The sequence below is a fragment of the Streptomyces sp. NPDC001137 genome (genome assembly GCF_040298885.1).
Lineage (GTDB): Bacteria > Actinomycetota > Actinomycetes > Streptomycetales > Streptomycetaceae > Streptomyces.
Genome location: NZ_JBEPBA010000004.1, coordinates 276811 through 292405, shown reverse-complemented (window position 1 = coordinate 292405; position 15595 = coordinate 276811). Strand labels below are relative to the sequence as shown.

The following is a 15595-nucleotide window of genomic DNA, read 5'->3' as shown; positions in this document are numbered from 1 at the left end:
TGCCCGTGACCCGTCCGGCTCCTAATTTCTGTCGGGCGACAGAAACAATCCCGGAAGAGACCACACCGGAGCCGGAGGTCCCCGCGATGGCGACAGCGACCACATATGGAGCGCGCGACCACGCACGCTCCCAGGAGGGCACACATGCCGAGGCCATGCCCGTCGTACCGGCGGCCGGCTGGCCCGACCCGCCCTGCGCGGCGGGCCATCTGGTCTGGGCCGAGACGGTGGCGGGCGGCAACTACACCCACCGGGTGCTGGCCCGCGGCACGGAGCTGCGCCTGACCGATCTGAACGGGGACGCCTGCGCCCACCTGGTGCTGTACGTGGCCGACCGGCCCTGGGAGCGGCTGAACGTCGCCGACACGGTGAAGGTCCAGTGGAACGCCTACCTCGGCGAGGGCCGGCTCCTCCTGTCCGACCAGGGGCGCGTGCTCGCGAGTGTCGTCGCCGACACCTCCGGGCGGCACGACGCGCTGTGCGGAACCTCCACCCTCGTACGCAACACGCAACGGTACGGAGACGGCACCCCGCAGTCCGCGTCCCCCGCGGGCCGCGAGCTGTTCAAGCTGGCGGCCGCGAAGAACGGCCTGCAGCCGCGCGACCTGCCGCCGTCGCTGTCGTTCTTCCAGGGCGTGGAGGTGCGTGATGACGGCGCCCTCGACTTCACCGGGTCCAGCGGCCCCGGCGGCAGCGTGACGCTCCGCGCCGAACAGGACGTCACCGTACTGGTCGCCAATGTGCCGCACCCGGCCGACCCGCGCCCCGACTACGTCAGCACCCCGCTGGAGGTCCTCGCCTGGCGCGCCGCGCCGACCCCGCCGGGCGACCCGCTGTGGGAGGCCACGCCCGAGGGCCGCCGCGCCTTCCTCAACACCGCCGAATTCCTTGCCGCGAGGGGGCTCGCATGAGCACGAAGACCATGGTTCCCGCCCGCGCCGCCTGGTCGTCCGTGATCCGCACGGGCCAGACGCTGACCATCACCGACCTGCACGGCAACCAGGCCGTCGACTTCCTCGTCTACGACGCCCACGACACCTCGGTCCGCTACAGCGCCCCCGACACCATCCACGCCCAGGGGAACATCTTCCTGACCACGGGCAGCGTGCTGATGTCCAACGAGCACACCCCGCTGATGACGCTGACCGCCGACGACGTGGGCCGCCACGACACGGTCGGCGGTGCCTGCTCCAAGGAGTCGAACACCCTCCGCTACGGCCACCACACCTGGTCCCAGCACGCGTGCGTGGACAACTTCCTCGCGGAGGGCGCCAAACACGGCCTCGGCAAGCGCGACCTCGTCTCCAACATCAACTGGTACATGAACGTGCCCGTCGAGAAGGACGGCACGCTCGGCATCGTCGACGGCCTCTCGGCGCCCGGCCTGAAGCTGACCCTGCGCGCCGAGCGCGACGTCCTCGTCCTGGTCTCCAACTGCCCCCAGATCAACAACCCGTGCAACGGCTTCGAGCCGACGGCGGTGGAGATGACGATCGGGGAAGCCGGATGAGCTTCGACACGCTGCTGGTCGCCAACCGCGGCGAGATCGCGGTCCGGATCATCCGCACCGCCCGCGAACTCGGCCTGCGCACGGTCGCCGTCTACTCCGATCCCGACCGCTCCGCCCCCCACGTCCGGCTCGCCGACGAGGCGGTACGGCTCGGCCCGGCACCCGCGAAGGAGTCGTATCTCGACGCCGACCTGGTGCTGAAGGCGGCCAAGGACACCGGCGCGGGCGCGATCCACCCCGGTTACGGCTTCCTCTCCGAGGACGCGGCCTTCGCGCGCCGCTGCGAGGACGCCGGGATCGTGTTCGTCGGCCCGACGCCCGAGCAGCTGGAGCTGTTCGGCGCCAAGCACACCGCCCGGGCGGCGGCCGAGGCGGCGGGGGTGCCGCTGGCGCCGGGAACGGGCCTGCTGGCCTCAGTGGACGAGGCGCTGGCGCGGGCGGCCGTGATCGGCTACCCGGTCATGCTCAAGGCGACCGGCGGTGGCGGCGGTATCGGTATGTCGGCATGTCGCTCCGCCGACGAACTGACCGACGCCTGGGAGCGGGTGCAGCGCGTCGCCGCCGCCTCCTTCTCCTCGGCCGGTGTCTTCCTGGAGCGGCTCGTCGAGCACGCCCGCCATGTCGAGGTGCAGGTCTTCGGCGACGGCGAGGGCCGGGTCGTCACCTTGGGCGACCGCGACTGCTCCCTCCAGCGCCGCAACCAGAAGGTACTGGAAGAGGCCCCCGCCCCCGGCCTCCCGGACCGCGTGCGGGAGCAACTCGCGGCAAGCGCACGCGACTTGTGCGCCTCGGTCGGCTACCGCTCCGCCGGCACCGTCGAGTTCGTCTACGACGCCGCCCGCGAGGAGGCGTACTTCCTCGAGGTCAACACCCGCCTCCAGGTGGAACATCCGGTCACGGAGGAGATCTACGGCGTCGACCTCGTCGCCTGGATGCTGCGCCTGGCCCGCGGCGAGTCCGATGTCGTACGCGAACCGGGCACACCCCGCGGCCACGCCGTGGAGGCCCGCCTCTACGCCGAGGACCCCTCGCGCGAACACCGGCCCAGCGCGGGCCTGTTGACACGGGTCGAGTTCCCGCCCGGGGTCCGGATCGACGGCTGGGTGGAGACCGGCACCGAGGTGACGACGTCGTACGACCCGATGCTCGCCAAGGTCATCGCCTACGGGCCCGACCGCGCCCATGCGCTCCAGCGACTGGACGAGGCGCTGGCCCGCACCCGCGTCGACGGTATCGAGACCAATCTGGGCCTGGTGCGCGCGGCGCTGGACCAACCCGACTTCAGGGCCGCCGGTCACTCCACGGCGACGCTGGCCTCCGTGACCGACCCGACACCGCGCATCGAGGTCGTCTCCGGCGGCACCCTCACCACAGTGCAGGACTGGCCGGGCCGCACCGGCTACTGGCAGGTCGGTGTGCCGCCGTGCGGTCCGATGGACGACCTGTCCTTCCGGCTCGGCAACCGGGCGCTCGGCAACCAGGAGGGCGCCCCGGGCCTCGAATGCACGCTCCAGGGGCCGTCGTTGAGGTTCACGCATCCGACGACGGTGTGCGTGACGGGCGCCCCGGCGGCCGTGAGCGTAGACGGGGAGGCGGTCCCCCAGTGGGAGCCGGTGACGGTGCCCGCGGGGGCCGTGCTGGAGATCGGTGCGCCCACCCAGCACGGCCTGCGCACCTACGTGCTCTTCGCCGGCGGCCTGGACGTACCGGCCTTCCTCGGCAGCGCGAGCACCTTCACGCTGGGCCGGTTCGGCGGGCACGGCGGCCGGGCGCTGCGCACGGGTGACGTGCTGCACGGCGGCACGGTCACCGAGGGCGCCCCGGTGCCTCTTGCGGACCGCCCCTCCTTCACCGCCGTATGGCACGTGGGCGCGGTCGAAGGCCCCCATGCGGCGCCGGAGTTCTTCACCGAGGACGACATCCGCGACTTCTACGCCGCCGACTGGAAGGTCCACTTCAACTCGGCCCGCACCGGCGTACGACTGGTCGGTCCCAAGCCGCGCTGGGCGCGCACCGACGGCGGCGAGGCGGGCCTGCACCCGTCCAACATCCACGACACCCCGTACTCCGTCGGCGCCGTCGACTACACCGGCGACATGCCGGTGCTGCTCGGCCCGGACGGCCCCTCGCTCGGCGGGTTCGTCTGCCCGGCGACGGTCCTCAGCGGCGAACGGTGGAAGCTGGGCCAGCTGCGCCCGGGCGACACGGTCCGCTTCGCCCCGGTGACCGTCGACGGCTCGCCCCGCGCGGACATCGTCGACGGCGGCGTACTGGCCCGCGACGGCGACATCACCTACCGCCGCAGCGGCGACGACAACCTGCTGGTCGAATTCGGGCCCATGCAGCTCGACCTGGCGCTGCGCATGCGCGTCCACGCGCTGATGGAAGCGGTGGCGGAGGAGGGCCCCGAAGGCATCACGGACCTCACGCCGGGCATCCGCTCCCTGCAGATCCAGACGGATCCGGTCCGCCTGCCGCTCCACCGGCTCCTGGCGGTGGTACGGGAGATCACGGCGACGCTGCCGCCCACGGACGAGCTCGTCGTCCCCTCCCGCACGGTCCATCTCCCCCTCTCCTGGGACGACCCGGCGACCCGCGAGGCGATCGCCCGCTACATGGCGGGCGTCCGCGACGACGCCCCCTGGTGCCCGTGGAACATCGAGTTCATCCGCCGGGTCAACGGCCTGGACTCGGTGAACGACGTGTACGACACGGTCTTCGACGCGGAGTACCTCGTCCTGGGACTGGGAGACGTGTATCTGGGCGCCCCCGTGGCGACCCCGCTCGACCCCCGCCACCGCCTGGTGACCACGAAGTACAACCCGGCGCGCACCTGGACCGCGGAGAACTCGGTCGGCATCGGCGGGGCCTACCTGTGCATCTACGGCATGGAGGGGCCGGGCGGCTACCAGTTCGTGGGGCGTACCACGCAGGTGTGGTCGGGGTGGCAGCAGCGCGGCGCGTTCGAGCTGGGCTCGCCCTGGCTGCTGCGCTTCTTCGACCGCATCCGGTGGTACCCGGTGGACGCGGACGAACTCCTCGGCCTGCGCGCCGACATCACCTCGGGCCGCTTCGTGCCGCGCATCGAGGAGGGCACGTTCTCGCTCGCCGAGTACCGGGCCTTCCTGGACGAGAACGCCGCGTCGATCGGTGAGTTCCGGGCCCGGCAGCAGAGGGCCTTCGCCGCGGAGCGGGACGCGTGGGAGGCCGCCGGCGAGTTCGCCCGGGCCGAGGCGGCGGCCGCACCGGCCACTCCCCCGGCCGAGGTGACCGTCCCGGCGGGCGGCCGTCTGGTGGAGGCCGAATTCGCCGCGTCCGTGTGGCAGTTGAACGTCGAGCCGGGTGACGAGGTGAGCGCCGGGCAGCCTCTGCTCGCCCTGGAGGCGATGAAGATGGAGTCCAGGGTGCACGCGCCGGTGGACGGCGTGGTGGCGGAGATCCTGACCCGACCGGGCGACCAGGTGGAGGCGGGGACGGCACTGCTCGTCCTGGCCCCGGCGGCGCGATGAACCACACCGAGGAGCAAGAGATGTCCGCTGTGAACCGTGTCCGTGCCGCCTACGCCCGCATCGAGGCGGTGGACCGTCCCGAGATCTGGATCGACCTGCGCCCGCAGACGGAGGTGGAGGCAGAGGCCCACGCGATCGACGCCCGCGTGGCGGCAGGCGACCGACTCCCACTCGTCGGACGTCTGTTCGCGGCGAAGGGCAACATCGACGTGGCCGGGCTGCCCACCACCGCGGGCTGCCCGGCGTACGCCTACCGGCCCGAGACGGACGCACCGGTCGTCGCACGACTGCGCGCGGCGGGCGCGATCGTGCTGGGCACGACGAACCTGGACCAGTTCGCGACCGGCCTGGTGGGCACGCGCTCGCCGCACGGCGCGGTCCGCAACGCGTACTATCCCGCCCGTATCAGCGGCGGCTCCAGCTCCGGTTCGGCCGTCGCCGTGGCCCTGGGCATCGTCGACCTCGCACTGGGCACGGACACCGCGGGCTCGGGCCGGGTCCCGGCCGCGTTCAACGGCATCGTCGGCCTGAAACCGACCCGCGGTCTGGTCCCGACGGCGGGAGTGGTCCCGGCCTGTGCCTCCATCGACTGTGTGACGGTGTTCGCCCGCACCCTCCCGGAGGCCGAGCAAGCGCTGTCCTTCATGACCTCCCCGCCGGACCGCGAGCTCCCGCCGCTCCCCCAGCGCGCCCCCGGCCCATGGCGCGTCGCGGTCCCGCCGCGGGAGCAGCTCGGCGAGCTGGACGAGGGCTGGGCGCAGGCGTACGAGGCGGCGGTACGGCAGCTCGAAGCCGCCGGAGCCGACCTCCGCACCCTCGATCTGACCCCGTTCACCGAGGCCGCGGCGATGCTCTACGAGGGCGCGTTCGTCGCCGAGCGCTACACAGCCGTGGGCGCCTTTGTCGACAAGGCGATGGCGGACGGGATCGAGGGCCTGGACCCGACGGTCGCCGGCATCATCACCCGCGCCCGCGACATCCCGGCCCACCAGCTCTACGCCGACACCGACCGCCTGACCGCGCTGCGCGCCCGCGCGCTCGCGGAACTGGCCGACGCCGACGCCCTGCTCCTACCGACCACCCCCGGCCACCCGACCCTCGCCGAGGTGGCCGCCGACCCGCTGGGCGCCAACGCCCGCCTGGGCCGCTTCACCAACTCCACCAACCTCTTCGACCTGGCGGCGGCCGCCGTCCCCGCGGGCGAGGTGGCCGGCCTGCCGTTCGGTGTGATGCTGATCGGCCCGGCGTTCACGGACGACCGCCTGGCGCGGATCGCCGCACTGCTCCAGCCGGAGGCCCAGGTGGCGGTGGTGGGCGCGCATCTGACGGGCCAGCCCCTCAATCCCCAACTGCTCGCCCTGGGCGCCCGTTTGGACCGTACGACCACCACGGCGCCCGCCTACCGCCTGCACGCCCTGCGCACGACACCCCCGAAGCCGGGCCTCGTCCACGTCGGCGAGGGCGGCACGGCGATCGAGGCGGAGATCTGGACCCTCCCCGCGGAGGGCCTGGGCCGCCTGCTGACGGCTCTCCCCCGCCCGATGACCCTGGGCAGCGTAGAACTGGCGGACGGCACCCAGGTCCCCGGCTTCCTGTGCGAACCGTCCGCCCTCACGGACGCCGAGGACATCACGTCGTACGGCGGCTGGCGGGCATACCTCAGCCGCTAGACGACGGCGGGCCCGCAAGCCGCGTACGGCGGGAAGGGGACGTGGCGGGGTGTCCGCCCGCAGCGGCGGGCGTCCACCACCGACCACAGCCCACCAGGCAGCACCGCCCGACCGAGGACGGACACCCCGGCGCGGCCCCGACCCACAAGCGAACCGCAGGCGCTACGCGCACCCCACTCGATCCGCAGATGCGCCGCAGGCATCAGGGGCGCGGGGAACGGCGCGACCAGCCACAGACGACATGCACCCGCACGCCAACCTCACCCCACCGACGAGTAGGCCACAACCCCCCGCAGCAGCAGGTCGACCGCCTTGCGGGCGTTCCTCGCGACCGTCGAGCTCTCCCCGCCGGAGACGGGGGCCGCCGCCGAGATCTGCCCGAGCACGTCGATGACCTGCTTGCACCACCGCACGAAGTCCCCGGCCGGCATCTCGGCCTCCCGCAGCACCTCGTCCAGCCCCTTGCCGCTGGCCCACATGTAGGCGGCCCAGGCGAACCCGAGGTCCGGCTCCCGCTGGCCCACGCCCTCGGTCTGGGTGATCCGGAAGTCCTCCTCCAGGGCGTCCAGCCGCCCCCAGATCCGCACCATCTCGCCGAGCGCGGCCTTCGCCTTGCCGGAGGGCAGCTTCGGCGCCATGGCGTCGTCGCCCACTCGTGCCTCGTACACCAATGCCGAGACACAGGCGGCCAGTTCGGCAGGGCCGAGCCCGTTCCACACCCCGGCGCGCAGGCACTCACTGGCCAGCAGGTCGAGTTCGCCGTACAGCCGTGCCAGCCGCTTGCCGTGCTCGGTGACCTCGTCGCCGCGCAGATAGTCCAGCTCGGTCAGCAGCGCCACGATCCGGTCGAAGGTCCGCGCGATGGTGTTCGTACGGCCCTCGATCCGGCGCTCCAGCTGCGAGGTGTCCCGCAGCAGCCGGTGATACCGCTCCGCCCAACGCGCATGATCCTCACGCTCGTTGCACCCATGACAGGGATGGGCCCGAATCGCGGTCCGCAGCCGCGCGATCTCACGGTCGTCGGCCGCCTGGGAGCGCTTCTTGCGGGCCCGCTCCGGCGGAATGTGCCCGGCCTTGGTGCGCAGCGCGGAGGCGAGGTCCCGACGCGACTGCGGGGAGCGCGGGTTGAAGGACTTCGGGATGCGCATCCGCTCCAGCGCCTCGACCGGCACCGGGAAGTCCATCGAGGCGAGCCGCTTGACCTGCCGCTCGGCCGTCAGGACCAGCGGACGCGGCCCGTCGTGGTGCTCGAAGCCCCGGTGGCCGTTGGAACGCCCGGCCGGCAGCCCCGGATCCAGCACCAGCGCCAGACCGGCGTACTTGCCCGTCGGCACATGGATGACATCACCCGGCTTGAGCTTCTCCAGCGCGACGGCGGCCTCGGCACGCCGCTCGGCCGCACCCTGCCGGGCCAGCTCGGTCTCCCGGTCCTTGAGCTCGCGGCGCAGCCGCGCGTACTCCTCGAAGTCGCCCAAGTGGCAGGTCATGGAGGCCTTGTAGCCCTCCAAGCCCTCCTCGTTGCGCTGCACCTGCCGGGAGATCCCGACGACCGACTTGTCGGCCTGGAACTGCGCGAAGGACGTCTCGAGGAGCTCACGCGAACGGTGCCGCCCGAACTGTTCCACCAGGTTGACCGCCATGTTGTACGACGGCTTGAAGCTGGAGCGCAGCGGGTAGGTGCGCGTGCCGGCCAGCCCGGCGAGGTGCTCGGGGCTCATCCCGCGCTGCCACAGCACGACCGCGTGCCCCTCGACGTCGATACCCCGACGCCCCGCGCGGCCGGTCAGCTGCGTGTACTCGCCGGGTGTGATGTCGGCGTGCTGCTCGCCGTTCCACTTGACGAGCTTCTCCAACACCACCGAGCGCGCGGGCATGTTGATGCCGAGCGCAAGGGTCTCGGTGGCGAACACGGCCTTGACCAGACCCCGTACGAACAGCTCCTCGACGACCTCCTTGAACGTCGGCAGCATGCCCGCGTGGTGGGCCGCGATACCTCGCTCCAGGCCCTCCAGCCATTCGTAGTAGCCGAGGACGTGCAGGTCCTCGGTGGGGATGGCGGCGGTGCGCTCCTCGACGAGGTCGCGGACCTTCGCGCGCGCCTCGTCGTCGTTGAGCCGCAGCCCGGCGTACAGGCACTGCTGTACGGCGGCCTCGCAGGCGGCGCGGCTGAAGATGAAGGTGATGGCGGGCAGCAGGCCCTCGGCGTCGAGCCGCTCGATGACCTCGGGGCGGCCCGGGGTCCACACCCGCGAGCGCTGTCTGCGCTCCCGCTCGCGGTCGGCCTCGCGCATCGCCCGGCCCCGTCTGCGGTCCTGGTACGAGGGCCGCTGGGCCTCCATCCGGGCCAGCCGCGTGAGGTCGGGGTTGACGGCCTTCTTGTGGCCCTCGCCCTCCTCGAACAGGTCGTACATCCGCCGCCCGGCGAGCACGTGCTGGAACAGCGGCACGGGCCGGTGCTCGGAGACGATCACCTCGGTGTCGCCACGGACGGTGTCGAGCCAGTCACCGAACTCCTCGGCGTTGGACACGGTCGCCGACAGGGACACCAGGGTCACCGACTCGGGCAGGTGGATGATCACCTCCTCCCATACGGCGCCGCGGAAGCGGTCGGAGAGGTAGTGCACCTCGTCCATGACCACGTAGCCGAGGCCGAGGAGGGTCTGCGAGCCCGCGTACAGCATGTTCCGCAGGACCTCCGTGGTCATCACGACCACCGGGGCGTCGGGGTTGATGCTGTTGTCGCCGGTGAGCAGTCCGACCATGCCGTCCCCGTAACGGCGGCACAGGTCGGCGTACTTCTGGTTCGACAGCGCCTTGATGGGTGTCGTGTAGAAGCACTTCTTGCCCTGCATCAGGGCGAGGTGGACGGCGAACTCGCCCACGATCGTCTTGCCGGAGCCGGTGGGCGCGGCGACCAGCACGCCCTTGCCGGCTTCGAGCGCCTGGCAGGCCTCTATCTGGAAGGGGTCGAGGCCGAAGTCGTACATCTCGCGGAAGGAGGCGAGCGCGGTGGCCTGCTCGGCAGCGCGCCTGCGGGCAGCCGCGTACCGTTCAGCCGGGGAGAGGTCCTCTGTCATCGTGCTTTCGAGCGTACCGGTCCGCACTGACAACAGGACGATCATTATCCGTTCCGGGACCCTCGCCGCACGCAGCACAAGGGCCGGACGGTTCTTCCGTCCGGCCCTTGGTCATGCCGTTGTCCCGTGGTGGTGCTCAGGTGACGTCGTCGTAGCCGTTGACCCGCTCAGTGCTCGACTGCTCGGGCAGCGCCCGGCTGGCGGAGACCGTCTCCACCTCGCCGATGTCTTCGGGGGTGAGGTCAAGGTCGGACGCCTCGTCGTCGGCGGGGCCCTCGGCCTCACGGCGGGCCCGGCGCCGGTCGTTGAGCAGCGAGATCGCCACGGCGAGGAAGTAGAGCGCCCAGATGGGCGCCGCCAGCGCCAGCATCGTCATCGGGTCGGGGCTGGGCGTGGCCACGGCCGCGAAGGCGGTGATACCGATGACCATGCCACGCCACCAGCCCAGCATGCGCTTCCCGGACAGCACCCCGGTGAGGTTGAGCATCACCAGCAGCAGCGGCATCTCGAAGGCGAGACCGAAGACGACGATCATCCGGGTGATCAGGTCCAGCAGGTCGTCCAGCGGCAACAGGTTCTCAGCACCCGAGGGCGTGAGGTCGATCATCACCTTGGCTGTGGTGGGCAGCACATGGAACGCCAGGTAGCCGCCGCCCAGGAAGAGCGGGAAGCCGAAGCCGACGAAGGCGTAGGCGTACTTCTTCTCGTTGCGGTGCAGTCCTGGCGCGACGAACGCCCACAGCTGGTACAGCCAGACCGGCGACGCGAGCACGACGCCGGTCATCAGGGAGACCTTCAGGGCCAGGGTGAACGGCGCCAGAAGGCCACTGACGGTGATGTGCGCGCAGCGAGCGTTCTTGGCGTTGGCCAACTCCCCGAAGCTCTGGCTGCAGCCGATCTCGTCGAGCATCGGCCTGGTGACGATGTCGATGATGTCCCGGTAGAAGAAGGCCGCGACGATCGTGACGACGAGGATCGCCAAAACACCCTTCGCAAGCCGATTGCGCAGCTCACGCAAGTGATCCGCGAGCGGCATCCGCCCCTCGGGATCCTTCTCCTTTTCGCGGGCAGACTTGAGCAACCCACATCCTCATCTCGTGCAGCGGGCCGGATGGCCCGGTTCTCGCGTCAGCGCTGGGTGGTCGTGTCCGTCGGCTCGTTGACCGGGCGAGAGCTGCTCACGTCGCCAGGCGCGGCCTGGATCGTCCGCTGAGCGGGAGCGGGTTCCTCGGTGGACGCGGCGGACTCGGCGGTGCCGGTCTGCTTGCCGTCCTCCTTCATCGCCTTCGCCTCGCTCTTCAGGATCCTCGCGGACTTGCCGAGAGAGCGCGCCATGTCCGGCAGCTTCTTGGAACCGAACACGAGGAGGATCACTACAGCGAGGATCAACACGTGCCACGGCTCAAGTCCGTTGCGGAACATAAATCTTCACCTTCTCACCGAGGCAGCTGGGGTGGGATGCTGTTCGACTGGTCGGACACATGTGCGACCGACCGTGCTGGCAGCGATCGTAACGCCCAGGGGTGAACGTGAGGCAATCCCCGTGCGTACTCCCGGTCCGCGGTCCGGGCCTCGTTCTCCGGGCCGCGACCAGCAGCGTACCTGCCAGCGTGGCCCCGGTGACAGGTCGAAGTGACCCAAACCGCCTGGGGCGCACGACTCACATGCCTCGCATGGCAGTTTTCAGAGGGAGTCCACGGCGCGGGCGGTGCTCACGGCCGCCCGCTCGAGGTCCTCGGCGGCCTGGTTGATACGGCGCGCGGAGTCCGTGACCTGCCGACCGAGGCGCTGCGCCTCGACGAACACCCGCACGGCGAACACCCCGAGCACGGCGAGACCCAGGAAACCCACAGCTACCGCGAACATCGGCCAGAACATGACGCCGAGCCTAGACGGTCCGCAGGGTCCTCACCCCGCCGCCGGTCAGCAGCTCGACGATCCGCTCCCCCGCCGGCTTGCGGACCGAGGCGCCGCAGTCGGGGCAGGTGAAGGAGTAGAAGGTGGAGCGGCTGGTGGCGCCGATCGCCAGGCGCAGGGCCGCGGCGGCGAGCTCGAAGCTGCTGCGGCAGTCCGGGCAGCCCGCCCTGAACGTCACCGGGGACACGCTTCTCATCCCGGCGAAGGCGGCCGCCACCGACATGCCCCCCGCACCAGCAACCGACGACTCGCTCAAAGCCCCTGCTCCTCTTCCCTAGGCCGATCGCCTCCGGGGCCCCGCGGCCGACGCCCCTTCCAGCTCACTCCCGCCTGCCGGACTACCCGTCCTGAACCGCCGGCCCGCCACGCGGGACCTGCGCCTCGACGCCGTCGTACGCCGCCAGCGCCGCACGGGCCGCCTGGCGGGCGCTGTCGGCGAGCTCGGGCGGCGAGACGATCCGGCCGTCCCGCCCGAGCCGCAGCGCCAGCCGCCGCAGCGACGCAGGATCCGGGGTCCGCAGGGTGATACGCAGTCCGCCGTCCGCAAGCTCATCCGCGCTGTCGTGCGGGTAGTACTCGGCGACCCAGCGGCCGCCCGGGCCGACCTCGACGACGACCTCCGGGTCCTCGGCGGCGGGCTGCACCAGCGCCTCCGACAGGTCCCTGAGCTCGATCTCGGGCGGCGCGGACGGCTCGTCCAGGATCCTGATCTCGGCGACCCGGTCGAGCCGGAAGGTGCGGCGCGCCTCGGAGCGCCGGCACCAGGCCTCCACATACGTGTGCCCGACGCTGACGAGCCGGATGGGGTCGATCTCGCGCTCGGTGAGCTCGTCACGCGCGGGCGAGTAGTAGCGGATCCACAGCCGGCGCCGCTCGGAGATCGCCCGGTCCACGTCGGCGAAGACGCCGCCCTCGGACTCGAAGGTCACCGACAGCCGGGCGCTGGCCCCCGCCGCCTCGCCGGCCGCGGCCTCCAGCTTGGCGGTGGCCCGCAGCAGCGCCTGCCGGTCGCTCTCGCGCAGCCCGGGCAGGGTGGACACCGCGCGGGCGGCCACCAGCAGCGCCGTCGCCTCGTCGGCGGCCAGCCGCAGCGGCTCCGCCACATCGTCGGGGTTGTGCCACCAGATGCGCTCGCCGTCGGTGTCGATGTCGAGCAGGTCGCCGCCGCGGAAGCTGGTGCCGCACATGGGCAGCACATCCAGGTCGGAGACCAGCTCCTCCTCACTGATGCCGAAGGCGCGCGCGACGTCCTCCACGCGGGCCCCGGGACGCTCCTTCAGATACGTCACCAGCGAGAGCATCCGCCGGGTCTGGTCGATGGCGTTCACGGGCCTGACCGGTTTGCCTGCCACTGTCCTGCTCCGCTCCCCCTCAGCCCTTGGCCACGGCACGCAGCCGGTCCACCACGTCCGCGCGCAGCTCGGCCGGCTCGAGGACCACCACGTCCGGCCCGAACTCCACCAGCCAGGCGTCCAGCCCGTGCCCGTACGGAATCTCCAACTCGTCCCAGCCGTCGCCGAGTTCCCGCACCGCGGTGGCCTTCGCCCGAAGGGGGTAGCCCGCGCCTGAACGCAGCCGGATCAGGGCGGAACGGTCGGCGGTCTCCCCCGCCCAGCTCGCCACGGTCTCCCGGACGGTGACGACATCGGGGATCTCCGCCGTGAACCGGCCACTGCGGCTGCGCACCTTGCCGGTGATCCGCGACAGCCTGAAGACCCGCTCGGCGCCCCGGTCGCGGTCCCAGCCGGCCAGATACCAGTGGCCGCGCCAGCACTCCAGCGCCCACGGCTCCACATGCCGGGGCTCGGGATGGGCGGCGGTGGCCTTGCGGTAGTCGAAGACGACGGGGCGGCGATCGCGGCAGGCCAGCATCAGCGGCTCGAACGCGACCTCGTGCACGGGGATACGGGGCTCCAGGGCGCCGTGCGCCTCATACGGGTCGACGTCCTCGGGCAGCCCCGCCGCGCGCAGCTTCTGCAGGGCGCCGCTTGCCGCACCCGCCAGCCGGGCCTGCTGCCACACCTTGGCGGCGAGACCGAGAGCGGCGGCCTCCTCGGCGTCGAGCGTGATGGGCGGCAGACGGTTGCTGTCCCGGCGGGCCAGATAGCCCACCTCGCCGTCGAGGTTCTCCACCGTCTCGATGACCAGGCCGAGTTCGCGCAGATCGTCCTTGTCCCGCTCGAACATCCGGCTGAAGGAGTCGTCACTGCCCGCTTCGAGGTAGGCCTCGATGGACTCACGAAGCTCGCGCTTGCTGAGCGGCCGCCGCGTCCCGAGCAGACACAGCGCCAGGTTCATCAGCCGCTCGGCCTTGGCAATGGCCATCGACGCCCTTCGCCTCCCTATGGTGCTTTACGACGATGACCGTACCGCCCCCGGGTGGCGTGGCAAAAGCCGAGGGCCCATGCCCGGACAGGCATGGGCCCCAGGTGATCGGGTCCGGTCGCGGCGGCGATCAGACCGCGACGAGGTCGACCACGAAGATCAGCGTCTCGCCCGGCTTGATCGCCGGAGTCGGGCTCTGGTTGCCGTAGGCGAGGTGGGCCGGGATCGTCAGCTGACGACGGCCGCCGACCTTCATGCCCTGCACGCCCAGGTCCCAGCCCTTGATGACGCGGCCGCCACCGAGCGGGAAGCGGAACGGCGTCCCGCGGTTCCAGCTCGCGTCGAACTCCTCGCCGGTGCTGAAGGCGACGCCCACGTAGTGGACGGTGACGGTCTGGCCCGCCTGCGCCACCGCGCCGTCGCCCTCCCAGATGTCCTTGATCTCGAGGTCCGCCGGGGGCTCGCCGCCCGGGAAGTCGATCTCGGGCTTCTCGATGCTCACGTCTCTAGCTCCTGCTTGTCTGCGGAAAGGCAACACGCACAGTCTTACATCACCGGGCCGTTACATCTTGGCCAGGATGTCGACCGAGAAGACCAGCACGGAGTCCTTCTTGATGCCGCTGCCGGCCGGCGGCTTGTCCCCGTAGCCCAGCTTCGGCGGGACGACGATGAGGACCCGGCTGCCGACCTTCTTGCCGGTCAGGCCCTGCCCCCAGCCCTTGACGACCTGCTGCAGCCCGAACGACGTCAGCGCCTTGCGGCTGTAGGAGGAGTCGAACTCCTTGCCCGAGTCCCAGAACACACCCTTGTACTGCACCAGCACCGTGTCCTGCGCACCGACCACAGGGCCGTCGCCCTCGATGATGTAGGTCGCCACCAGCTTGGTGGGCGCGGCCTTCTTGGGGACCTCGATGGAGGGCGCCGCGCCGTCGGTGTTGGTGCCGACCTTGGGCAGCGCCGCGTCCTTCTGCGCCACGTCCGAGCCCTTGGCGGAGCTCTTGGCGTTGAACGTTGCCTGCACGTCCACCACGAACACCAGCGTGTCGGTGCCCTTGATGCCCGCCTGCGAGTTGCCCGAGGTGCCGTACCCCCAGGTGGGCGGGACGGCCATCTGGACGCGGCTGCCGGTCTTCCTTCCCGTCAGGCCGTACCGCCAGCCGTCGATGATGCTGCCCTCGGCGAGCTGGATGATCAGGGGCGTCTTGCGGTCGTAGGAGTTGTCGAAGACCTTCGCCGTGTTCCAGATCTGGCCGAGGTAGTGGGCCTGCACATAGTCGTTCTCCGCGATCGTCTGCCCGCCGCCCGCGATGAGCGTCTTGACCGCGAGGTTCTTCGACGGCTCGCCGGTGCCCTTGGCGACGGTCGGCTTCTCACCGAACTTCGTGCCCGCCGTGATCGCCGGCAGCGGCCCGTCGACGATCTTCGGCGGCGGCGCGGCGGACGTGGCCGGTGCAGAGGGCGCCGGACTCGCTTCGGCCTTGCTCGAGGCGGACTTGTCGTCACCGCATCCGGCGAGTGTGACCAGTCCTGCGGGAACGGCGATGAGAAGGGAGCGTCGGCGCACGGTTAAGGCCTCGTATCGGTCGA

Annotated in this window: 13 protein-coding genes; 4 read left to right on the top strand and 9 right to left on the bottom strand. The window is 71.4% G+C overall.

All coding sequences use genetic code 11. The annotated features are described in order from the left end of the window. Positions 1-86 precede the first annotated feature (86 nt). Genes ABT254_RS09870 through atzF form a run of 4 tightly spaced genes read left to right on the top strand, consistent with a single transcriptional unit; the run spans position 87 to position 6689 of the window. A complete protein-coding gene (locus ABT254_RS09870; RefSeq protein ID WP_351466236.1) occupies positions 87-911 on the top strand; it encodes an urea amidolyase associated protein UAAP1 in 825 nt (274 codons plus the stop codon). Then, on the top strand, positions 908-1510 hold the full coding sequence (locus ABT254_RS09865; protein ID WP_351466233.1) for an urea amidolyase associated protein UAAP2: 603 nt from the start codon (positions 908-910) through the stop codon (positions 1508-1510). The genes ABT254_RS09870 and ABT254_RS09865 overlap by 4 nt, the downstream gene beginning before the upstream one ends. Continuing rightward, positions 1507-5019 (top strand): 5-oxoprolinase/urea amidolyase family protein, encoded by a 3513-nt coding sequence (locus tag ABT254_RS09860; RefSeq protein WP_351466230.1) that lies wholly within the window; start codon positions 1507-1509, stop codon positions 5017-5019. The genes ABT254_RS09865 and ABT254_RS09860 overlap by 4 nt, the downstream gene beginning before the upstream one ends. Beyond that, positions 5016-6689, top strand: coding sequence for an allophanate hydrolase (gene atzF / locus ABT254_RS09855; protein ID WP_351466227.1), 1674 nt, complete (start codon positions 5016-5018; stop codon positions 6687-6689). Before ABT254_RS09860 ends, atzF begins: the two co-directional genes overlap by 4 nt. Before the next feature lie 260 nt (positions 6690-6949). Here atzF and ABT254_RS09850 read toward each other — a convergent pair whose 3' ends face one another. The 9 genes from ABT254_RS09850 to ABT254_RS09810 all read right to left on the bottom strand — a co-directional run bounded on the left by ABT254_RS09850 (position 6950) and on the right by ABT254_RS09810 (position 15572). Further along, a complete protein-coding gene (locus ABT254_RS09850) occupies positions 6950-9811 on the bottom strand; it encodes a DEAD/DEAH box helicase (RefSeq protein WP_351466224.1) in 2862 nt (953 codons plus the stop codon). 91 nt (positions 9812-9902) lie between these two features. Beyond that, positions 9903-10847, bottom strand: coding sequence for a twin-arginine translocase subunit TatC (gene tatC, locus ABT254_RS09845; protein ID WP_351466221.1), 945 nt, complete (start codon positions 10845-10847; stop codon positions 9903-9905). A 47-nt stretch (positions 10848-10894) separates the two neighbouring features. Then, positions 10895-11188 (bottom strand): Sec-independent protein translocase subunit TatA, encoded by a 294-nt coding sequence (tatA, locus tag ABT254_RS09840; protein WP_351466218.1) that lies wholly within the window; start codon positions 11186-11188, stop codon positions 10895-10897. A 261-nt stretch (positions 11189-11449) separates the two neighbouring features. After that, a complete protein-coding gene (locus tag ABT254_RS09835; RefSeq protein ID WP_115909189.1) occupies positions 11450-11644 on the bottom strand; it encodes a hypothetical protein in 195 nt (64 codons plus the stop codon). Positions 11645-11654: 10 nt separating this feature from the next. Beyond that, on the bottom strand, positions 11655-11939 hold the full coding sequence (locus ABT254_RS09830; RefSeq protein ID WP_351466215.1) for a hypothetical protein: 285 nt from the start codon (positions 11937-11939) through the stop codon (positions 11655-11657). A gap of 82 nt (positions 11940-12021) precedes the next feature. Beyond that, a complete protein-coding gene (locus ABT254_RS09825) occupies positions 12022-13035 on the bottom strand; it encodes a helix-turn-helix transcriptional regulator (protein WP_351466212.1) in 1014 nt (337 codons plus the stop codon). Positions 13036-13054: 19 nt separating this feature from the next. After that, positions 13055-14008 carry a helix-turn-helix transcriptional regulator gene (locus ABT254_RS09820; RefSeq protein ID WP_351466209.1) on the bottom strand — a complete coding sequence of 318 codons (954 nt, stop codon included), beginning with the start codon at positions 14006-14008 and terminating at the stop codon, positions 13055-13057. A 130-nt stretch (positions 14009-14138) separates the two neighbouring features. Beyond that, complete coding sequence (locus tag ABT254_RS09815; protein WP_030945962.1) at positions 14139-14510, bottom strand: FKBP-type peptidyl-prolyl cis-trans isomerase; 372 nt, start codon at positions 14508-14510, stop codon at positions 14139-14141. Between the two features lie 60 nt (positions 14511-14570). Next, complete coding sequence (locus ABT254_RS09810) at positions 14571-15572, bottom strand: FKBP-type peptidyl-prolyl cis-trans isomerase (RefSeq protein WP_351466206.1); 1002 nt, start codon at positions 15570-15572, stop codon at positions 14571-14573. Positions 15573-15595 lie beyond the last annotated feature (23 nt).